The organism is Burkholderia arboris (genome assembly GCF_902499125.1).
In the GTDB taxonomy this organism is placed as follows: domain Bacteria; phylum Pseudomonadota; class Gammaproteobacteria; order Burkholderiales; family Burkholderiaceae; genus Burkholderia; species Burkholderia arboris.
The window spans coordinates 54,584-73,966 of the sequence record NZ_CABVPX010000029.1 but is presented as its reverse complement, the minus strand read 5'-3'; the positions used below and the strand labels follow the sequence as shown (position 1 = coordinate 73,966).

The window sequence follows — 19,383 nt, the reverse complement described above, 5'->3', positions numbered from 1 at the left end:
TTGCCGAGAATGGGTGTTTCCCTGCGCGCGGCCCCGAGTGCGATACGCGTTCGATATGCGTTCGATATGCGTTCGATCATGACCGGCGTCCGTTCCCGTCCGCCACAGAGGCGCGGGGGTGGACGGGAAGCCTTCGCCGATGTCGAACAACCGCGCGGGCGTCCCGATCGTCGTCATCGCCCGGCGCGCGCATACCTCGCAAGGACCCCGTCATGAGCGATACCTCCGTCGCCGCCTCGATCGCGCCGTCGCCTTTCGTCGATGTCCGCTCGCCGGCGGATTTCCCCGACAGCCCCGTCTCGCGTGTCCTCGCGCAACCGCTGATGCTCGGGTTGTTCCTGCCGATCCAGGCCGGCGGATGGAGCGCGTCGACGCTGCCGCGCTCGACCGACTGGACGTTCGACTACAACGCCGACCTGGTCGCGCGCGCCGAAGCGCTCGGCTTCGATCTCGTGTTCGCGCTGTCGCAGTGGCTCCCGAAAGGCGGCTACGGTGGCGTGTTCGACGGACAGGCACTCGACTCGTTCATGACGCTGGCCGCGCTGACCGCGCGCACCGAGCGGATCATCCTCGTCGCGACGAGCCACGTGCTCTATGGTCCGTGGCATCCGCTGCATTTCGCGAAATTCACCGCGACGCTCGACCACATCTCGCGCGGACGCTGGGGCATCAACGTCGTGACCGGCCACCGCGCGATCGAGCACGAGATGTTCGGCTGGAACCGGATCGAGCACGACCGGCGCTACGAGATGGCCGCCGAATTCCTCGATGCGGTCCAGCAGTTGTGGGCACAACCGGACAATTTCAGCTACACGCCCGAACTGTCGAGCTGGCAGCTGGGCGGTGCATTCGTGACGCCGAAGCCGCACTACGGCCGCCCGCTGCTGATCAACGCGACCGGCTCTGAGGCGGGCATCGCATTCGCGGCACGTTATTCGGACATCGTGTTCGTCACGAGCCCGGCCGGCCCCGATGCGCAACGCGCGATCGACGCGCTACCCGCGCATACCGCACGCGTGAAGGCGGCCGCCGCCGCGCGAGGCCGCACGATCCGCACGCTGCTCAATCCGCTCGTCATCTGCCGCGAAACGGCGGCCGAAGCGCGCGCATACCGCGACGCGATCGTCGCGCATGCCGACGAAGGCAGCTTCCACCGCTTCGACAGCGACGCGCATGCGTGGCGTGGCGGTTTCGAGCAGCGCGCGCAGGCCGCCGCGCGCGCGATCGGCGGCAATATCTCGATCACCGGCTCGCCCGACGAAGTCGCCGATACGATCGTGCGGCTGCACCGCGCGGGCATCGACGGCATCCAGCTGAGCTTCTACGACTTCAAGCCGGATCTCGACTTCTTCGGCGCGCGCGTGTTGCCGCTGCTGCGCGAAGCCGGCCTGAGACGCTGAGGCCGGCGCAGAAGCCCGGCGCATCGCACGGCACGGGCCGCCGCCGCAGCGGCGACCGCCGTCAGAACACGCGCCCTTCGGTCAGGTGCGTCGTCACGCCGTTCAGTTCGTAATCGCCGACTACGCGTGCCTTGTGCAGCAGCGGGTTGTGGCTGAAGATCGTGCGCAGGTTGCGCCAGTGGCGGTCGAGGTTGTGCTCGCGCGCCGTTGCCGACGCGCCGCCCACTTCGAACAGCCGTTCGGCCGCATGCAGCGCAAGCTTGCTGACGATCAGTTGCGTGCGCGCGGTCGCGAGCGCACTGTCGAGCACGAGCGCATGCGCGCCGGCGTCGCCCGCTTCGATCGCATCGGCGGAGCGGTCGAGCGCGCGCGCGTTTTCGCGCACCAATGCGTCGATCGCGTGACTGTGCGCGGACAGCTCGCCGACGATCTGCTGGATGAAATGATCGTCGCGCGCGGTCGGCGCCGGGCTGTGCAGCGCCGGGCGGCCGTGCGCGAGCACGTAGCGGCGCGCATCGGCCAGCACGTTGCGCACGATGCCCGCGCCCGTCGCGACGAGATGAAGCTGCCGCAGTGCGCCGCAATGACGTCCGACGAGCGTCGACCCGTCGCGCGCGGCGACTTCGTCCGCGAAGACCTGCACGTCTTCCAGCAGCAGGCTGCCGCTCGCGGTCATGCGCTGGCCCATCCCGTCCCAGTCGTCGAGTACCTGCAGGCCATCGCGCGCAACGGGAACGATCACGGCCAGCGCGTCGCCCTGCTCGTTCTCCACGTTGATGCGTGCGAAATCGGCAAACGCGGTGCCCGTCGAATAGTATTTCCGGCCCGTCACGCGGTGGTGATCGCCGTCCCGGCGCAGCACGGTCGTGTTCTCGCCCGGTCGCGACGTTCCGCGCTCGGTCGACGCGCCGCCGAAGATCGCGCCGGCCAGCACGCGCTCGAGCTGCACGTCGTTAAACGGCGTGCGCGGCGACAGCCGCAGCGTCTCGGTCTGGTCGTAATGGATGCGCAGCGCGTGTGCGAGATTCGAATCGGCGGCAGCCAGCGTCGCAATCGTGTCGAACAGGTCGACCAGCGTCCCGCCCAGGCCGCCGCGCGCCACCGGAATCCGCAGCGCACCCAGCGCCGAGCGGCGGAAAATCGCGAAGCCGTCGAACGGCAGTTCGCGACGCGCCTCGCGTTGTGCGGCATCCTGCCCGATCGCGTTCGCGAGATCGGGCAGTGCGGCCAGCGCGTCGCGCAATGCGTCGCGCGGATCGACGGCATCACGAGCAGTCATTCGGCAGGTCCTCGTTCGGGAAGATCGGGCACGTCGCGGCATCGCGCGATCGCGGTTTCCGCAAAGTATAGGGACGCACCCGGCGCGCGCGAAAAGCCGATTTCAGCTTTGGTTATGCATGCGCCGGGATTGTTCGCGCAAGGTGGCGTCAGTGCTGGATGCCCCAGCGCCGCACGGTCGCGCGCTCGAGCGTGTCGAACACGAGGTTCTCGACGAGCAGCCCGATCACGATGACGGCCGCCAGGCCCGCGAACACGCGGTCCGTGTACAGCTCGTTGCGGTTCTGGAAGATGTACCAGCCGAGCCCGCCCTGCCCCGCGCTCGCGCCGAACACGAGTTCGGCGGCGATCAGCGTGCGCCACGCGAATGCCCAGCCGACGCGCAGGCCCGCCAGGATCGACGGCAGCGCAGCCGGCACGAGGATCAGCACGATCTGGCGCAGGCCCGTGAGGCCGTAGTTGCGCCCGGCCATTTTCAGCGTGGCCGGCACGCCCGCGAAGCCCGTGTACATGCTGAGCGCAAGCGGCCACAGCACCGCATGCACGAGCACGAACAGCAGGCTGCCCGTACCGAGTCCGAACCACAGCAGCGCGATCGGCAGCAACGCGATCGACGGCAGCGGATTGAACATCGACGTGAGCATCGTCAGCAAATCCCGGCCGATGCGCGTCGATACCGCGAGCGACGTCAACGCGAACGCCAGAAGCACCCCCAGCGCGTAGCCGCGCAGCAGCACCGACATCGAGATGCCGGTCTTCACGAGCAGTTCGCCCGACTCGATGCCCTGTACGAAAGCGGCCAGCGTCGCGCCGAAGGTCGGGACGAGCAGATCGTTCGCGACGATGCGCGCGACGATCTCCCATGCGGCGATCAGCACGAGCGCGATCACGCTGCGACGGAACCAGCCCGCGCCGACGACACGGCGCAGCAGCGACGCCGGCGCCGCGCGTTCGGCGTCGGGCAGCGTGTCGAGCGTACGCTCGTATTCCGTGCGAACGGGCGGCAGCGGCGGCAGCGCCGGATCGATCGGATTCATGATGCGGCGTCCTCCGTCGTCGGCTCGTTCGTTGCATCGGTATCGAACAGCAGACGATGGATCCGCGCGACGTTGTCGCGGAAGTCGCCGGTGTCGACGTTGTCGAGCGAATGCTCGTGACTGTTGAGTTCCGCGCGCACGCGGCCCGGATGCGGCGACAGCAGCAGGATGCGGTTGCCGACGACGAGCGCTTCCTCGATCGAATGCGTGACGAACAGCAGCGTGAAGCGGAACTCGTCCCACAGCCGCAGCAGTTCTTCCTGCATCTTGCGGCGCGTGAGCGCATCGAGCGCGGCGAACGGTTCGTCCATCAGCAGCACGCGCGGCTGCATCGCAAGCGCGCGCGCAATCGCGACGCGCTGCTTCATGCCGCCCGACAGCGTATGCGGATAGGCATCGGCGAACGCGCCGAGGCCAACCTTGTCGAGATAGTGCTGCGCACGCTCATGTGCTTCGGCACGCGACAGCTTCGCGGCGGCGCGCAACGGAAACGCGACGTTCTCGACGACCGTTTTCCACGGCGGCAACTGGTCGAATTCCTGGAACACCACGCCGCGGTCGGGCCCCGGCCCGCGCACGGGCCGGCCGTCGAGCGCGATCGACCCCGCGACGGGCTCGATGAAACCGGCGATCGCCTTCAGCAGCGTCGACTTCCCGCACCCTGACGGGCCGAGCAGCACGAAGCGGTCGCTGCCATACACGTCGAAGCTCACCTGATGCGTCGCGCGTACGATCCGTGCGCCGCTGCGGTATTCGAGGCTGACGCGGTCGATGGCCAGCAGCCGCTCGCTGTGCGCGCCGGCCTGCGCGGCATTCGCGGCAGGCCGACCGGCAACACGTGTGTCGGGCGCGGACTGACCGGCAGGCGACGCGCCGCCGCGTGCCGCATACGGCGACAGCCAGGTTCGGAGGGAAGTGGCGTTCACGATCGAATCTCTTGCGGGGAAAGCATCAACATACGGCCGGGCGTCGTGCGGACCAACCATCGATTGCGCATATCGAAACCGTGCCGACGCATAAGCGTCGATCGCGGCGTCGAAGCATCGGGCCCGCTCAACTGCCGCCGGCCGTCGCCGGGTCGTCGAAGAAGTAGTCGCGCCACGACTTCGGTTCGTTGCGGATCGCCCCCGTGCGATGCATGAACTGCGCGAGCGGCAGCGTGTTTTGCGGCGCGGTCTTGAACTGCACCTGCGGATTGCGCAGGATCTTCAGCAGCAGCGCGCGATCGATCTTCGACGCGTTCACGCGGATATACGTATCGGCTGCGCGCTCGGGGTCGGCCGCGATCTGCCGCGCGGCGTCGGCCAGCGCCGCGACGAATGCGCGGTAGGTCTTCGGGTTGTCGTTGCGGAATTTCTCGGTCGCGTACAGCACCGTTGCGGAGCTCGGGCCGCCGAGCACGTCGTAGGAATTCAGCACGATGTGCGCGTTCGGATTGCCGGCGAGTTCCTGCTCCTGGAACGGCGGATTGCCGAAGTGGCCGGTGATCACGCTGCTGTTCGCGAGCATCGCGGCTGTCGCGTCCGGATGCGGAATCGCCTGCGTGAGCGCGTCGAGCTTGTCGAACTGCTTGTCGCCCCACTGCTTCGCGGCCGCGTACTGCAGCACGCGCGACTGCACCGACACGCCGACCGCCGGCACCGCGATGCGGTCCTTCGCGCCCAGGTCGGCGATCGTCTTCACGTTCGGGTTGCTGCTGACGAGGTAGTACGGGAAGTTGCCGAGCGACGCGACGCCCTTCACGTTCTGCCGGCCGCGCGTGCGGTCCCACACGGTCAGCAGCGGCCCGACGCCCGCGCCGGCGATATCGACCGCGCCGGACAGCAGCGCGTCATTCACGGCCGCCCCGCCCGACAGCCGCACCCAGTCGACCTTGATGTCGAGGCCGGCCTTGCGCCCTTCCTTTTCGATCAGTTGCTGGTCGCGCGCGACGTTCAGCATCAGGTAGACAACGCCGAACTGCTCGGCGATGCGGATGCGGCCCTCCGCGTGCGCGGCTTGCGGGATGACCGCGCCGGCGAACGCGAGCGCGGCGGTGAGCGTGGCCGCCAGCGCGCGACGCGCCGGCAAGAACGAAAACGACATCGGAACTCCAGTGCGGAAGGGGCGGAAGAATGACGCAGCGCGCGGCTCAGAAAGGCGCGTCGCCTTCGATCGTCGTGCGGTACAGCTTGCGGCGCAGGTGGTCGGGCGTGCCGGCGGCGAGATGCATCAGCGACCGGTTGTCCCAGAACACGAGATCGTGCGCGCGCCACTGATGCCGGTACTGGTGCTCGGCGCGTACGCTGTGCGCGAACAGTTCGGCGAGCAGCGCGCGGCTTTCGTCGTCGGGCAGCCCGACGATGCGCGTCGTGAAATGCTCGCTGACGAACAAGGCCTTGCGGCCGGTTTCCGGATGCGTGCGCACGACCGGATGGACGACCGCGGCCACCTGCGCGATCTGCTCCGGCGACAGGTTCGGCCGCCACGGGCTGCGCGCCTGCAGTTCCGCATAACGTGCGAGATACGTATGTTCGGCGCGCCGCCCTTCGATCGCGCTGCGCAGGTGGGCCGGCAGCGTGTCCCATGCGAGATGCATGTTCGCGAACAGCGTGTCGCCGCCTTCCGCCGGCAATTCCTGCGCGTGCAGCAGCGAGCCGAGGCTCGGCTTTTCCTTGTACGACAGGTCGGAGTGCCAGAAATGACCGGCGTCGCCGAGCCCGACCGGCTTGCCGTTCTCGACGATGTTCGACACGATCAGCACCTCCGGGTGACCGGCCAGTGCGAACTGGTGCAGCACATGGATCTGCAGCGGGCCGAAGCGGCGGCTGAACGCGATGTGTTCGTCGGGCGTGATGCGCTGGTCGCGAAACACCAGTACGTGATGGTCGAGATGCGCGCGATGGATGCGCGCGAAACCATCGGCATCGAGCGGCTGCGCCAGGTCGAGGCCGATCACTTCGGCGCCGAGCGGCCCGTCGAACGGCACGATGTCGAAGCGTTGCGCCGCATGGCCCGGCCGCAATGCGGGCGGCAGCCCGGCGGAATGCGGCGCGGCATCTCGGATGGCGGTAGTGGTCACGGCACGGCCCCTGATTCGGTCAAAACGCGAATCTACGAGCGCGTGCCGGATCGCGTCAACGAAGCGATTCCGATACGGTTATCTGCTGCAACGATAAAGATCGCTGCTCGCGCATACGGCCCGGCGGCGTGCGACACCCACCGCCCGAAGCCGTCAGGATTCCGTCGGCAAATCCGGCACCCGTGCGATGCCGTCCGGATAGCGCAGCGCGATCACCCCGTGCCGGTCGCGGATACCCATCGGCGGCGCGGCCTCCACGCTCGCGCGGTCGACGCCTTCGCATACGGCCAGGTTCGTGCTGGTGCGGTAGTAGACACGCCGGTCGTCGACCGCGAACGACCAATTCAGAAAGCGCAGGCTGGCTGCATCGATCCCCGGCAACGGCTTGCGGTAATTCTTCCCCCACAGCACATGACCGTCCGCATCGATCAGCATGTCGTGAAAGACGCCGCGCGCCGTTTCCACGTCGACGCGCCCCGGCCTGGTCACGATCTTGCCGTCGTAAAGAATCTGCGCGCCGAGCCGCGCATACCGGTAGCCGAGGCCGACCACACCGGCCGGATCGTCGATGCCGCGCTTGCGCACGCCGGCGCAGAACAGGTGCTTGGCATCCCGCGCATACGCGCCGCCGATATGCGTGAGGCTGGCCGCGTCGGCCTTGACCACGACCAGATGGCACTGCCCGTGATCGAGATCGTGGATGCCGCGATCGACGTAGTAAGCCTGCCGTGCGTCGCGATACCAGTCGCCGCCGAGCGATTCCAGCGTGGCCGCATCCCCGTCGGCGATGAGCCCTTCGCCCGCGTCGTCGTAGCGGGACGCGGCACCGGACGCGTAATGGCGCAATCCCGATGCATCGACCGCAAAGTTGTCGACCAGATGCCGGAAGCTGCCGAGATCGAAATGGTTGAGCGCGTGATAGCGATGCCCGCTGCCGACGCGCGCCCAGACGCGTTCGCCATCGGTATGGAACGGCCCGCCGAGCGGCGCGAGCGGCTCGGTTCGCGTGTCGCGCCGCTGCCGTGCTTCGGCCTCCTGCCGGCGCTGCGCCTCCTCGGCGTCGTAGATGGCCTGCTGCGCCGGCGTGATCGCCGCCGCGTCCAGATGTTGCTGCATGTGCTGCGTATGCAGCGACTGCACGGTCGCGAGGCAGAACACCGAGTTCGGGACCCCGCGCAGATACAGCGCCCAGTCGTCGGCATCGTTCCGGAAAAACCAGTGCACCGACTCGCCGTCCCATCCGGCCGGGCCCGTGCGGGCCAGCAACGCGGCCTTGACGTCGCGGACCTTGCCGGGCACGACGAACGAAAGGCTGTAGTCGCTCTTGCCGAAGTCGTCGAGGCTCTCATCCTCGAACAGGCTTCGCATCAGGTTCTCGAGTTCTTGTAATGTCATCGGTGCGTGTCGATCAGGTGACGTGCAGCAGAAAGGACCAGGTTGCCGCGATCATTCTAACCATGTCGACGCGAGCGGCCGCCGCCGCACGACGCGTAATGTGGGCGCGAAACGCACTTGCCGGGCGACGTCGTTCGCGCCGGCCCGGCGTTCGACCGGCGTCCCCGGGCGGGCGATACCGGCGTGTTCCGAACCGGATCGATGAACGGACGCACGCACCGCCGTCGCACGGATGTGCGCTGACGGATGCGGCGCGTGCATGACCGGTCTCGCGACGGGTATCGCACCGTCGCCGATATCCGTGCGTCTCGCGATGCGCACTCGGGCGTCAGCGCTGCGCCGCGAAGGCGTCGATACCCGTCAATGCCGCGGACCACGCCCACAGGCGCGCCGCGTCCTCCGGATCGATTGCATGCGGCCGCACCCCCGATTCCTCGTCGCCGCGCGTCACCGCCGCAATATCGCAATCCTCGCAATAGACGCCACCGAGATCGGCAAGGCGCGGCGACGTGGCCGCCCAGACCTGGGTGGCCGCCCCCTGCGCCGGCGTCTTGAAAGTCGGATCGACGGGCACCCCGTGCTCGTCCACCCAGCCCTGCGCCATCATTTCCGCGCGCGTCAGATGACGCTGCAGCGGCGTCGCGATCTTGCCCGGATGCAGCGAATACGCGCGGACGCCGAAGCGGGCCCCGAGCGCATCCAGTTGCACCGCGAACAGCGCGTTGGCGGTCTTCGACTGCGCGTACGCCAGCCATTTGTCGTAACCGCGCGCGAACTGAACGTCGTCCCAGCGAATCGGCGACAGCCGGTGCCCGAGCGACGACACCGCGACCACGCGTGCGCCGTCGCCGTGCGCGAGCACCGGCCACAGCCGGTTGACGAGCACATAGTGGCCGAGATGATTGACGGCCATCTGCGCTTCCCAGCCGTCGCCGACGCGCGTCTCGGGGCATGCCATGATGCCCGCGCTGTTGATCACGATATGCACGTTGCGCCGCGCATCGACGAATCGTGCGGCGAATGCCGCCACGCTCGCGGCGTCGGCGAGTTCGAGCGCCGCGATCTCCACGCCGTCGATGCCGCGCGTCGCGTCGCGTGCAGCTTCGACGCTCCGCGCGCCGACGACGACGTGCGCGCCGGCCTGCGCCAGCGCACGCGTCGTTTCGAGGCCGAGGCCCGATTGGCCGCCCGTGACGATGGCGGTCTTGCCGCGGAGGTCGAGGCCGGCCAGTACGTCGCTCGCCGTCGATGCGGCGTCGAATCCGGAATGAAGGGGGTGTTGCCTGCTCGTCATTGAAGGCTCCAGGAACGATGCATGCCGCACGCGGCCGCCCATCGGTCACGTCACGGCACGTGTTCATTCTCCGGCGGCGCACCCGGACTGTGAATGCAATAGAATCCGGTTTTTCGTCGAGATCGTCCGGAGATTGCCCGTGGACCCGCTATCGGAAGTGTTGTCGCTGCTGGAAACGCGCGACTCGTTTTTCACCGGCCTGCGGGCCGGCGGCGAGTGGGCGATCGACTTGCCGCCGCCCGACGGCATCAAGTTCAACGCGGTGGTCGAAGGCAGTTGCTGGCTGACCGTCGACGGTGCGGGGCCGCCCGTCCGGCTGCGCACGGGAGACTGCTTCCTGCTGGCCGCGCCGCGGGCATTTTCGCTGGCGAGCGATCCGTCGGTCGCCCCCGTGCCGGCCGCCGATGTGTACCGGCACGTCGAACGCGGTATCGCGCACTATGGCGAACCGGCCGATTGCTTCCTGATCGGCGGCCGCTTCGCGTACGAAGAAGGCATGCCGCTGCTGCTCGGCAGCCTGCCGCCGGTGGTCGTCGTGAGCGGCGACTCCGAACAGGCGGCGGTGCTGCGCTGGTCGCTGCAGCAGCTCGCGCAGGAATTCGGCGCATCGTCGCCAGGCGGGTCGCTGATGGTCCGGCATCTCGGACACATGATGCTGGTGCAGATCCTGCGGCGCTATGTGGACGAAGGCGCGAACGGCGATGTCGGCTGGCTGGCCGGGTTCGCCGATTCACGGGTCAGCGCGGCGCTGGCCGCCATTCACGCGGCGCCCGCGCAACGCTGGACCGTCGACGCGCTGGCGGCCTGCTGCCATGTATCGCGTTCGACGTTCGCGCTGCATTTCAAGCGGCGGCTGGGATTCGGGCCGCTCGAATACGTGCTGCGATGGCGGATCCAGCTCGCGATGCGAGCGCTGCGACGCTCGAACGCATCGATATCGGCGGTCGCGCAGATGCTCGGCTACGACTCGGATAGCGCGTTCGGGCATGCGTTCAAGCGCATCGCGGGCTGCTCGCCGCGCGCGTATCGCCATGACGTGGCGAACGAGCCCGGCAACTAGCGTCGTTCCGCCCTTCTTCCAGCATCCAATGCCGCCCATCCATCGACGCCATTCGTTCACATCAACAGTATCGGGATAAGTATTCTTATCACAATACTTCTATTAGATATCGAAACTCTCATTTCCGAAAATGCCCCGCATGCCACGGGGCCGGCCTCGCTCAGCGCCCGATCGGCAACCCGGTCGGCTCGATCCAGCCAAGCTTGTAGGCGATCAGCAGCGACAAGAACAGCGTCACCGACAGCCCGACGCGTGCCGCGAGCGACCACGCCATCCGCTTGGACTTGCCGCGATCGTGATTCATGAAATACAGCGCGAAGATCAAGCTCGCGATGATCATCGCGAATGCCACAGAAACCAGCAGGGTTTTCATTGCTGTTGCCTTTGAAGATCCGAATCGGCCTGAATCAGTTCGGCCAGTTTTTGCCGCTCGTCGGCGACATCGCCGACGCCCGACGCCGGCCAGTCCAGCGCGACGCCATTGCCCAGCGAGTCGCGCACGAGTGCCTGGTAGCGCCGGTCGTTGATGCGGCCGTGTTCCATCGTTTCCGAGATTTCCCGCCGGAACGGCAGCGGGAAACTCGCGTACGCGCGCGACAGCGCCGCATATTGTCTCGCATCGATCTCTTTCGACGATGGTATGACAGTCCAGATCACCACAGCCACGATGGCCGTGAACGGGATCGCGGTGTAGCGAAGGATGAACTTGATCGGAGTCATGAAGCGGTGGGCAGAAGTGAGCAAGCAGGCGCCGCGCGGCAACGAAACGGCAAGCGCGGCTGCACCGCGCATCATTGTACTGAAAGCGCCATCCAGCCAACAGAGTATGATAATGACATTATCATGTTCGTCACATGATTCGACAGACCCGGTATCCGGCGCAAGCGGCGCGCCCAGCCCGCCGTCCGGCGCCGGCTCTCCCGCCCGTGCCCGCGATCCGCGGCGATTGAGCGAAGCCCCTATGCCAGCGCAGTACTTTCGAAACCTGACGGGAAAACACCGCAGCGCGACCGCGAACCGCCAGCTCGGGTTTTCGCTCGCGTTCGTCGCCGGCGCGGCCAATGCCGGCGGCTTTCTCGCGGTCAAGCAATACACGTCGCACATGAGCGGCATCGTGTCGGCCATCGCCGACCAGACGGCACTCGGCGACGTGCGCCTCGCGCTCGCCGGCATCAGCTCGCTGGGATCGTTCCTGATCGGCGCCGGCTGCTCGGCGATCCTGGTCAACTGGGGCCGCCGCCGCGGCCTGCACAGCCAGTTCATGCTGCCGCTGCTGGTCGAAGCCGCGCTGCTGCTCCTGTTCGGGCTGCTCGGCAGCCACCTCGCACTGTGGGAAACGTTCTTCGCGCCCGTGACCGTGACGCTGCTGTGCTTCATCATGGGGCTGCAGAACGCGACAATCACGAAGCTGTCGGGCGCGGAAATCCGCACGACGCACATGACGGGCATCGTGACCGACCTCGGCATCGAGCTCGGGAAGCTGTTCTACTGGAACCGGTCGGCCATCGACGTCGACGCGCACGCGGTGATTGCCAATCGTTCGAAACTGAGGATTCACGCGACGATGCTCACGTCGTTCTTCGTCGGCGGCCTGGCCGGCGCGGTCGGCTTCAAGCATGTCGGCTACGTGTCGACCGTGCCGCTCGCCGCGGTGCTCGTCACGCTCGCCATCGTGCCGGTGCTCGACGACCTGCTCGCGCTACTGCGCAACAAACGCTGATCGCGCGCCAGGACGGCATTTCCAGCGGTCGTGCCGAAAGCGGATCGATTATAATTTGATTAACATACCGACCACCCTCGCCTCGTAATGGAAACGAAAACCGCCCGCCTGACCGTCCTGATCGATCCCGCGAAGAAGGAAGCCTTCGAGATGCTCTGCGCGGAGCAGGATCTTACGCCGTCGCAAGTCGTGCGGCAGTTGATCCGCGAATATCTCGACCGGCACGGCGTCACCTACAAGACCAAGAGCGCGCTCGGCAAGCGCGTGAAGTAAGCGCGGCCGCAGCGTCGGCTACCGGCCTGTTACGCACCGATTACGCACCGATCTCCCATCGTCCGTGCGACTGCGCGCGCCAGACCAGCCGCCGCGGATCGATACCCTCCCCGTCCTTCATGCGCCTCGCGGTGGCCGCCAGCTTCAGCTCGCCGGCCTGCGCGCATGCAAGCGCACGCTCCAGCAGGATACGCAGCGACGGCAGCCGGCTGCCGTCCCTCCATGCGAATGCAACGAAGTTGTTGTCGTCGCCGCACGGCACCAGCGCATACGACGAACCGAATACCGATCGCAACTGCTCGAGGTGCTGCGGCAACGCCGGATCGTCGTCCATGAAGTTGATCGCGAGCACGCCGGTGTCGCCCAGGCGCGCGCGGCACGCGTCGATGAATGCGACGCCCGCACAGCGGCCCCGCATGCCGTCGGCGACAAATGCATCGTGCAGGATCACGTCCGTCCGGACATCCACCCGCTCCAGATGATCCGCGCCGTCGGCGCATACCACCCTGAATCGCGCGTCATCGGCAGGAATCCTGAAGACATCGCGCAACGCAATCACGTCGGGGTTGATCTCGACCGCGTCGATCGCCGTACCCGGCAGGTGCCGGTAGCAGTATTTCGCGAGCGAACCGCCGCCGAGCCCGAGCATGCAGATGTGGGCGGGTTCGGCCTGCAGCAGCAGAAAACCCATCATCACGCGCGTATACCCGAGCTCGAGCCGCACCGGATCGCGAAGCGACATGAAGCTCTGGGTGCCGAAATGATCGAAATGCAGCGATACCGCGTGCTGCGTCTCCAGCACGAACGGCCGACCGTCGTTCAGCGGCGTCGCCAGGAACCTGACGAACGCGTCGTAGGAAGTTCGATCCTCGGCCATGGGCGGGCAATGGGTTGGAAGCCGTCGGGCGCGGCGTGCGCTCAGACTTTCTTCAGGTAGCAAGCCTTCAGCATGAAGCCGCCCATGTCGGTCTTGCAGTCGACTTCGTGGTCGCCGCCGACGAGCCGGATGCTCTTGACCTTGGTGCCCATCTTCAGCGTGATCGACGAGCCCTTCACGCGCAGATCCTTGATCAGCACGACCGAATCGCCGTCCGACAGCACGTTGCCGTTCGCGTCCTTGACGACGTCGCCCGCCGGTTCGTCGCCGGCTTCGGCGCCTGCGTCGGCCGACCACTCATGGCCGCAGTCGGCGCAGACGGTCAGCGCGCCGTCCGGGTAAGTGTTTTCCATCGCGCATTGCGGGCAGGCGGGGGCATTCATTGCAGCTTCCATTCGGGAGGAGTTCGGGTCGGTCGATCACGATGCCGGGCGAGCAGGTTGCGTACCCGGATGCGTCGTCGCGCGCCCGCCGGCAGCGCGGCGGGCCGGTATCGGCGCACACGACATTATAATGCAATTCACATAGACTGACCGATGTATTATAATCGCTGTTTCGCGACAATCCGCGAACTTGAAGGCGCCTTTGCTGCGGATGCCGGCACGTTCGTGCCGAATGGCGTCCCGCACCCTGCGGGGAATCGCGAAGCGCCGGTCGCCCGATGCGCGCAACCCCGCGTTTCGTGCCGCTCCGGTGCGCCGCCGGCCCGGCGCCGCGCCCCGATCCCGACCACCTGTCCGGAGGTTTTCCAGCATCGTGGCAACCGTTATGTACGTTCAAATCGGCCCCGCATGGAACCGCAATCGCGGCCGCATCGCGCGCGACGCGACCGTCGACGCGGCACGCCGTTTCGACAGCGACATCCAGCTGATCGCCAACGGGCACAGCAGCGACGCAAAAGACAGCGGCGCGATCGCGTCGCTGCAGGTACACGGCGGCACGTCGGCCCAGGTGCTCGCCACCGGCCCCGACGAGGAAGCGGCGCTTCAGGCGCTGCTGCCGTTGCTGCAAGCCAGTTGACGCTTGCGCCGCCGATCCCGCGGCCGCGTGCCGCCCACCCCGAAACGTCATTTCACGAGGAAGCGATGAACGACACGCTCACGCCCAACACCCCTAACCTGTCGGCCTCCGCGATCTGGGCACTCGAACGCCTCGCCGACGTACGCTACGGCCGCGATGCGCCGGCGCTCGGCTGGTCGATCGCGCGGGAGCTCGTCAGCGCGGGGTTCGTCAGCCATCCCCCGCACGGCCGCTCCGGCGCGTCGATCACTGCCGAAGGGCGTACGTTCCTGAAAAGCCGGAAGTAACGCGCGGCCGGGCCGCCGGGCTCAGAACCGGTGCCGGATGCCGACGATCGCCAGCAGTTGCGAATTCGTGCCGGCATCGACGTTGTACGACCCGATCACGGCCTGGGCCGGCCCCGCCCCGTTGAAACCGCTCGCATGCTGGTAGCCGACGGTCGTATAGAGGTCGGTGCGCTTGCTCAGCAGATAGTCGACGCCTGCGTTGACCTGGTGATAGCGCGCGGACGAATCGCCGCCCGACCACGTGAAGTTGTAGCCGACGATGGCCAGCAGCGACGGCAGCGCTTGCCATTGCGCGAACGCGGAACCGTTCCGGTAGCGCTCCGCCTGCACAAACGTCGACGCCGCGTCGGGGCGGTATTCACTGAAGCTGAACGCCGCGCCGACCGTCACGTTGCCGATCGCATATTGCGCGCCGGCGCGCGCGATTCCGATCGAACGGGCCGACGCATACGCACGACTGACAGCGCTTTTGAAGAACGCATCGGCCGACGTCACGCCGCGCGTCGAACGGATCGCATTGCCGTTGTCGACGTGCAGATAGCCGGCCGCGGCGCTCAGCGGGCCGTCCGCATAGCCGACCGCACCGGCATATGCGAGTCCCGACCCCGACGCGCCGGCCACGCCGCCCGGCGAGGCCATCGCCGCGACCGTCACGCCGCGCCATGTCGCACTCGTCCATTTGACCGCGTTGCTGAACGTCACGCTGCTGTCGTAGTTGTCGACGTCGCCGGGCGGCGCGAACAGTCCGCTGAACGCATCGGCCGTGATCGGCTGCACGAGATCCGTCACGGGATCGTTCTGCCGGCCGAGGGTCAGCTTGCCCCACCTGTCGGATGCGATGCCGACGAACGCTTTCGCACCGAACAGCCGCCCTTCATCGAGCTGGCCGGTCGCGACGTCGAAATTGTTCTCGAGCGTGAAGATCGCGCTCATCCCGCCGCCGAGATCCTCGTTGCCGGTCAACCCCCACTCGTTCGACGACAGCGCGCCCGACGACATCGACACGCGCGACTTCCCGCCTTCCGCGTGGTTCAGGTAGGCAATCCCCGTATCGATCGTGCCGTACAGCGTGACCGAGCTTTCTGCGCGCGCGGCAACGGAAAGCGCAGCCGCTAAGGCAGCGCCTGCAACCAGCATGGAATTTTTCATCGTGATTATGGATAAGTACTGCGAATCGATTTGAACGGAAACCGGCGCGGCATCGGTCGTGCGCTGCGCCGGATCACGGCATCGCGACGCTCGCGGCGCGCACGCCTGGGCACGTGGCGTGCGCGCGCGAGCATCGGTCACACAGGTTCGCCCGTTACCACGGGCACGGCTCGATCAGGATGCGTCGCAACTGAACCGGTAGCTGTCGTCGAGCTTCTTCGCCAGCACGAGCGTGCGCATGTTGAGCGCGCGCGCCGCATCGCACAGCGTGCGTTGCCCGCTCGGTGTGCGGTACTTGCCCGCATACTCGGCATTCAGCACCGGCTTGTTCTTCGATGTGAACACCTTGTAGCCGGGGCACTCCTTCTGCTCGTTGCATTCCTCGTTCACCGCGAAATCGAACGACGGCTCGAGCGCCGCGAGCTGATCGACGTCGTTCTTCAGCCCGACCGCCAGGTTGCGCTTGTGCGCCTCGTTCGCGATGAACACGTTGAACGCGTACTGGTCGGTGTCCTGCAGCGGGAAACCGGTGTCGTTCGCGTAACCGTCGACATTGTCGGGCTCGACGCCATCGCACCCCTTCGCCACCGCGCGATCGAGGCGGGCCACCATGATGTCGCGCACGTTGCTCGAACGGATGTCGAGCCAGCGCTCGCCTTCCCATTCATCGAGCTTGTTGCCCTGGTCGGATTCCTTGAACTTCGAGAAATCGGGCCGCCAGTTCTCCGAACTTCCCGCCGAGAAGTAGCAGACGACCTTGCGCCCGGCCTGCTTGAGCGCCGCGATCGTCGCCGGGTCGGTATCGAACAGGTCGATGTCGTAGATCGCGACGTTGTACGACGTATTGAGCTTGCCCCTGAGCTGCCATTGCCACGTGTCGGACGCCGCGGGTGCCCAGTGCGCTGCGGCGCGCGCGGGCGCCGCAGCGGCCGGCGGCGGGGCGGCAAAGGCCTTGGCCGACAACGGGTCGGACGACCCGTCGCCGCAGGCCTGCAGGATCGATGCGCACAGCGCGAGCGCCGCGACACAGGAAAGGTTGCGTACGGTCTTTTTCATCGAAGCATCTCCAGTGGAGGGATCGGAATGACGAATGGAACTACACGTTGCGGAACTGCCGGTTGCCCGGCGATGAACGCTGCCGAGCGGTGGTACGCGGTGATGCCGGGTGACACTCATGCGTCGAGCGGCTCGGCGCGCAGCAGCGCCGCATGCTCGAAGCGCAATGCGATTGCGTCATGCCCGGGCACGATGCGGCCGACCTCGCGATGGCCGTTCGCGTAATCGACGATCCGGTACGACCGGCCGGGCTGCAGGCCGCGCAGCGCGACCGGGCCGCTCCAGCGGTCGGCGTAGAACGCGTAATGCAGCACGCCGTCCTTTTCCACGACGTGCGCCTCGGGCTTGTCGAACGCGATGTCGTACAGCTCGCCGCGATAGCGGCCCTCGGCAAGCCGGTGCGCGTTGTAGACCTCGACCCAGTGCCGCCACGCCTGCTCGCGCTCGGGCGTCAGCAGGAACGAATCCTTCGGCTTCGGATCGACCGGCCACGTGAACTTCGTCGAGATGACGGCGCCGACGCCCACCGCCGACGCGAAGTCGCGGCCGCCGTCGCTCAGTTCGACGTGGTCGCCCGCATACGCGGACGACGCCCCCATCAGCGCCTTCAGCGTCTTGCCCTTGTGGCGCACCTGCCAGCTCGACAGCGGATCGGACGCGGGCGCCTGGTCGATGTAACGCATGTTGTGGAATGCGTACGCGGTGCCGCACGGGCACACTTCGACGACCGCGTCCGGCTTGACCGCATGCGCGGCGTCGTGGAACGTGCGATAGAAATCCGCGAGATGCTCGACCGAATCCTCCGGCCGCGCATGACGGTGCGCGGGGTTGTAGCACGGCGCGACGCCGTTCAGGTGCTGGCCATCGATCTTCATTCCGTCGAAGCCCCACTCGCCGATCACCTTCTTCACGAGCGCGGCGACATGCGCCTGCGTCTTTTCGTAGGCCGGGCACAGGTAGAAGCTGTTCCACCACGTGATCGCCTGCGGTGCGCCGTCCGCGTCGAGCAGCAGCATGTCGGTGTGGTCGTGCAGCTCGTCGCTGCCCGGCGCGACCGCGAGCGGCGCGATCCAGAGCCGCGCCTTCTGCCCGCTTGCATGGATGTCGTCGACGAGCGCCTTCATGTCCGCGTCGCCGGCCGGGAATTTCGCGCGGTCGGGCACCCAGTCGCCGGTCCGCCGTTGCCAGCCGTCGTCGAGCACCGCCCATTTGAAGCCGAGTTCCCGCACCTTCGGCAACGTGGCACGCACGTAGTCGAGGCTGAACTGGCGCTCGTAGCCCCACGCGCACCAGATCGGCTCGTAGGCGCTCGCCGGCGGCTGCGGCGAATGAAAGCCCTGCGCGCCCATCATCTGCCGGTACGTGTCGAGCGCAACGAAATAGTCGCCGTCGTGCAGCATCACGAACGCGGTCGGCGCATCGAGCGTCGCGCCCGGTGCGAGCGTGACCGTCTTCTCGCCGCGCAGGCCGAGCGTCACTTCGTTGCGCACCGCCTTCACCGGCAGCGACACCAGGCGCGGCACGGTATCGAGATGGCCGAGCGCGATGCCCTGATCGCGCCGCCACACGTCGACGACCGGCGTGCCGCCGCCGTAATCCGATGCGTTCATGCCCATGAAATTGCGCTGGTCGAAGCCGGCCTTCACCGGCTGCACCCAGTCGCGCCGGTCCGCATGGCTCGCGCCCGAATAGGTCCAGTAGCCGCCCGCGCCGGCGGCGGCCGGCAGCAGCCGGTGCGCACCGACGTTCCATGCGCGGATGTCGGTCGCCTGTGTGCCGACGTTGCGGAACTGCGTGTCGATCAGCGCAACACCCGGCCGCGCTTCGAGCAGCGTGATGCGCACCGTCTTCTCGAAACCGTTCGCCGAGCGCCCGACCAGCCGCAATTGCCGCCCCGCGCCGAACACGGTCGAGACGTCGGCATGCGCGGCATCGACGATCGCGAAGCGGTCGATCGTCCGCACCGGCCGCGTGTCGGGCGCGGGGCCGTCCGAGGTCGGCGCCGGCGCCGGACCGATCAGCTGTTCGAGCGTCTCGCTCGCATCGAACCGGGTCAGTGCGCGCGTGCCGCCGCCGCGGCGCACGGCCAGCCGGCTGCGCATCGCCGGGTCGAACTCGATCACGAGCCGGTCGTCACGCAGCGCAACGCGCTGCGGTTCGCCGCCGTGTGCATCGCGCACGCCGACGCCGACCAGGATCGGGCTCGCCGCGCCGGCGGCCAGCCACTGCACGAACGCGCGCCGGGTGGTCATTGGCGCACCTCGCGGCGAAGCGGCATGCGCCGCGCCGGCCTGCCGGCCAGCCGGACGGGCGAGAGAAATCGAAAGGAAAAACAAGCGTTCATACGGAGTTCCTCGTGAAGAAGGGCCGTGCGCCGACGCATCCGCCTCGCGCAGATCGGCAATCTAGTTCATCTTTCGATTTCTTTCGTTTGTGGTTTACACTAATAACGAAAGAAATCGAAAGCCCATAGATT

The 19,383-nt window shown here is 67.2% G+C and carries 20 protein-coding genes; 6 read left to right on the top strand and 14 right to left on the bottom strand.

Translation table 11 applies throughout. From position 1 onward, the window contains the following. Positions 1-212: 212 nt before the first annotated feature. Positions 213-1,400 (top strand): LLM class flavin-dependent oxidoreductase, encoded by a 1,188-nt coding sequence (locus BLA15945_RS28680; RefSeq protein ID WP_059241868.1) that lies wholly within the window; start codon positions 213-215, stop codon positions 1,398-1,400. Positions 1,401-1,461: 61 nt separating this feature from the next. On the opposite strand, the gene BLA15945_RS28675 is transcribed toward BLA15945_RS28680, so the two are convergent. The 7 genes from BLA15945_RS28675 to BLA15945_RS28645 form a co-directional block, all read right to left on the bottom strand. Beyond that, positions 1,462-2,679 carry an acyl-CoA dehydrogenase family protein gene (locus BLA15945_RS28675; protein WP_059241869.1) on the bottom strand — a complete coding sequence of 406 codons (1,218 nt, stop codon included), beginning with the start codon at positions 2,677-2,679 and terminating at the stop codon, positions 1,462-1,464. Positions 2,680-2,827: 148 nt separating this feature from the next. Then, positions 2,828-3,715 carry an ABC transporter permease gene (locus BLA15945_RS28670; protein WP_174993962.1) on the bottom strand — a complete coding sequence of 296 codons (888 nt, stop codon included), beginning with the start codon at positions 3,713-3,715 and terminating at the stop codon, positions 2,828-2,830. Beyond that, a complete protein-coding gene (locus BLA15945_RS28665; protein WP_174993961.1) occupies positions 3,712-4,701 on the bottom strand; it encodes an ABC transporter ATP-binding protein in 990 nt (329 codons plus the stop codon). The genes BLA15945_RS28670 and BLA15945_RS28665 overlap by 4 nt, the downstream gene beginning before the upstream one ends. Positions 4,702-4,768: 67 nt before the next feature. Then, positions 4,769-5,800, bottom strand: a complete 1,032-nt coding sequence (locus BLA15945_RS28660; protein ID WP_059241872.1) for an ABC transporter substrate-binding protein — start codon at positions 5,798-5,800, stop codon at positions 4,769-4,771. A gap of 46 nt (positions 5,801-5,846) precedes the next feature. Continuing rightward, positions 5,847-6,776: a TauD/TfdA dioxygenase family protein gene (locus tag BLA15945_RS28655; RefSeq protein ID WP_174993960.1), complete on the bottom strand. Its 930-nt coding sequence runs from the start codon at positions 6,774-6,776 to the stop codon at positions 5,847-5,849. A 153-nt stretch (positions 6,777-6,929) separates the two neighbouring features. Further along, positions 6,930-8,171, bottom strand: a complete 1,242-nt coding sequence (locus BLA15945_RS28650) for a hypothetical protein (protein ID WP_174993959.1) — start codon at positions 8,169-8,171, stop codon at positions 6,930-6,932. Between the two features lie 328 nt (positions 8,172-8,499). Continuing rightward, the gene (locus BLA15945_RS28645) at positions 8,500-9,465 is read right to left on the bottom strand and encodes an SDR family NAD(P)-dependent oxidoreductase (protein ID WP_059241877.1); all 966 of its coding nucleotides are present in this window, start codon (positions 9,463-9,465) and stop codon (positions 8,500-8,502) included. A 139-nt stretch (positions 9,466-9,604) separates the two neighbouring features. On the opposite strand from BLA15945_RS28645, the gene BLA15945_RS28640 reads away from it, so the two are divergent. Further along, on the top strand, positions 9,605-10,525 hold the full coding sequence (locus tag BLA15945_RS28640; protein WP_174993958.1) for an AraC family transcriptional regulator: 921 nt from the start codon (positions 9,605-9,607) through the stop codon (positions 10,523-10,525). Positions 10,526-10,685: 160 nt separating this feature from the next. Here the strand turns inward: BLA15945_RS28640 and BLA15945_RS28635 are convergent, their stop codons facing one another. Both BLA15945_RS28635 and BLA15945_RS28630 read right to left on the bottom strand, forming a co-directional pair. Next, the gene (locus BLA15945_RS28635) at positions 10,686-10,898 is read right to left on the bottom strand and encodes a twin transmembrane helix small protein (RefSeq protein ID WP_006489184.1); all 213 of its coding nucleotides are present in this window, start codon (positions 10,896-10,898) and stop codon (positions 10,686-10,688) included. Further along, positions 10,895-11,245, bottom strand: coding sequence for a hypothetical protein (locus BLA15945_RS28630; protein WP_059242480.1), 351 nt, complete (start codon positions 11,243-11,245; stop codon positions 10,895-10,897). The genes BLA15945_RS28635 and BLA15945_RS28630 overlap by 4 nt, the downstream gene beginning before the upstream one ends. Before the next feature lie 241 nt (positions 11,246-11,486). Between BLA15945_RS28630 and BLA15945_RS28625 the strand changes: the two genes are divergently transcribed. Next, entirely contained in the window at positions 11,487-12,245 is a 759-nt protein-coding gene (locus BLA15945_RS28625; protein WP_174993957.1) for a YoaK family protein, read from the top strand. An 87-nt stretch (positions 12,246-12,332) separates the two neighbouring features. After that, the gene (locus BLA15945_RS28620; protein ID WP_021158209.1) at positions 12,333-12,518 is read left to right on the top strand and encodes a ribbon-helix-helix protein, CopG family; all 186 of its coding nucleotides are present in this window, start codon (positions 12,333-12,335) and stop codon (positions 12,516-12,518) included. 40 nt (positions 12,519-12,558) lie between these two features. On the opposite strand, the gene BLA15945_RS28615 is transcribed toward BLA15945_RS28620, so the two are convergent. Then, on the bottom strand, positions 12,559-13,395 hold the full coding sequence (locus BLA15945_RS28615; protein ID WP_174993956.1) for a class I SAM-dependent methyltransferase: 837 nt from the start codon (positions 13,393-13,395) through the stop codon (positions 12,559-12,561). A gap of 41 nt (positions 13,396-13,436) precedes the next feature. Next, positions 13,437-13,790: a zinc ribbon domain-containing protein YjdM gene (locus BLA15945_RS28610; protein WP_006498247.1), complete on the bottom strand. Its 354-nt coding sequence runs from the start codon at positions 13,788-13,790 to the stop codon at positions 13,437-13,439. A 373-nt stretch (positions 13,791-14,163) separates the two neighbouring features. Between BLA15945_RS28610 and BLA15945_RS28605 the strand changes: the two genes are divergently transcribed. Both BLA15945_RS28605 and BLA15945_RS28600 read left to right on the top strand, forming a co-directional pair. Beyond that, on the top strand, positions 14,164-14,415 hold the full coding sequence (locus BLA15945_RS28605; RefSeq protein WP_174993955.1) for an HPr family phosphocarrier protein: 252 nt from the start codon (positions 14,164-14,166) through the stop codon (positions 14,413-14,415). A 65-nt stretch (positions 14,416-14,480) separates the two neighbouring features. Continuing rightward, complete coding sequence (locus BLA15945_RS28600) at positions 14,481-14,702, top strand: hypothetical protein (RefSeq protein WP_174993954.1); 222 nt, start codon at positions 14,481-14,483, stop codon at positions 14,700-14,702. A 21-nt stretch (positions 14,703-14,723) separates the two neighbouring features. On the opposite strand, the gene BLA15945_RS28595 is transcribed toward BLA15945_RS28600, so the two are convergent. The 3 genes from BLA15945_RS28595 to BLA15945_RS28585 all read right to left on the bottom strand — a co-directional run bounded on the left by BLA15945_RS28595 (position 14,724) and on the right by BLA15945_RS28585 (position 19,159). After that, positions 14,724-15,851: a porin gene (locus BLA15945_RS28595; RefSeq protein ID WP_174993953.1), complete on the bottom strand. Its 1,128-nt coding sequence runs from the start codon at positions 15,849-15,851 to the stop codon at positions 14,724-14,726. 174 nt (positions 15,852-16,025) lie between these two features. Beyond that, entirely contained in the window at positions 16,026-16,907 is an 882-nt protein-coding gene (locus BLA15945_RS28590) for an endo alpha-1,4 polygalactosaminidase (RefSeq protein ID WP_174993952.1), read from the bottom strand. A 116-nt stretch (positions 16,908-17,023) separates the two neighbouring features. Further along, positions 17,024-19,159, bottom strand: coding sequence for a glycoside hydrolase family 36 protein (locus tag BLA15945_RS28585; RefSeq protein ID WP_174993951.1), 2,136 nt, complete (start codon positions 19,157-19,159; stop codon positions 17,024-17,026). Between the last annotated feature and the right edge of the window lie 224 nt (positions 19,160-19,383).

Coding starts and splice junctions, on each gene's coding strand:
- BLA15945_RS28680 (WP_059241868.1), top strand. CDS start 213: ATGAGCGATACCTCCGTCGCCGCCTCGATCGCGCCGTCGCCTTTCGTC.
- BLA15945_RS28675 (WP_059241869.1), bottom strand. CDS start 2,679: ATGACTGCTCGTGATGCCGTCGATCCGCGCGACGCATTGCGCGACGCG.
- BLA15945_RS28670 (WP_174993962.1), bottom strand. CDS start 3,715: ATGAATCCGATCGATCCGGCGCTGCCGCCGCTGCCGCCCGTTCGCACG.
- BLA15945_RS28665 (WP_174993961.1), bottom strand. CDS start 4,701: ATGGTTGGTCCGCACGACGCCCGGCCGTATGTTGATGCTTTCCCCGCA.
- BLA15945_RS28660 (WP_059241872.1), bottom strand. CDS start 5,800: ATGTCGTTTTCGTTCTTGCCGGCGCGTCGCGCGCTGGCGGCCACGCTC.
- BLA15945_RS28650 (WP_174993959.1), bottom strand. CDS start 8,171: ATGACATTACAAGAACTCGAGAACCTGATGCGAAGCCTGTTCGAGGAT.
- BLA15945_RS28645 (WP_059241877.1), bottom strand. CDS start 9,465: ATGACGAGCAGGCAACACCCCCTTCATTCCGGATTCGACGCCGCATCG.
- BLA15945_RS28635 (WP_006489184.1), bottom strand. CDS start 10,898: ATGAAAACCCTGCTGGTTTCTGTGGCATTCGCGATGATCATCGCGAGC.
- BLA15945_RS28630 (WP_059242480.1), bottom strand. CDS start 11,245: ATGACTCCGATCAAGTTCATCCTTCGCTACACCGCGATCCCGTTCACG.
- BLA15945_RS28625 (WP_174993957.1), top strand. CDS start 11,487: ATGCCAGCGCAGTACTTTCGAAACCTGACGGGAAAACACCGCAGCGCG.
- BLA15945_RS28620 (WP_021158209.1), top strand. CDS start 12,333: ATGGAAACGAAAACCGCCCGCCTGACCGTCCTGATCGATCCCGCGAAG.
- BLA15945_RS28615 (WP_174993956.1), bottom strand. CDS start 13,395: ATGGCCGAGGATCGAACTTCCTACGACGCGTTCGTCAGGTTCCTGGCG.
- BLA15945_RS28610 (WP_006498247.1), bottom strand. CDS start 13,790: ATGGAAGCTGCAATGAATGCCCCCGCCTGCCCGCAATGCGCGATGGAA.
- BLA15945_RS28605 (WP_174993955.1), top strand. CDS start 14,164: ATGTACGTTCAAATCGGCCCCGCATGGAACCGCAATCGCGGCCGCATC.
- BLA15945_RS28600 (WP_174993954.1), top strand. CDS start 14,481: ATGAACGACACGCTCACGCCCAACACCCCTAACCTGTCGGCCTCCGCG.
- BLA15945_RS28595 (WP_174993953.1), bottom strand. CDS start 15,851: ATGAAAAATTCCATGCTGGTTGCAGGCGCTGCCTTAGCGGCTGCGCTT.
- BLA15945_RS28590 (WP_174993952.1), bottom strand. CDS start 16,907: ATGAAAAAGACCGTACGCAACCTTTCCTGTGTCGCGGCGCTCGCGCTG.
- BLA15945_RS28585 (WP_174993951.1), bottom strand. CDS start 19,159: ATGACCACCCGGCGCGCGTTCGTGCAGTGGCTGGCCGCCGGCGCGGCG.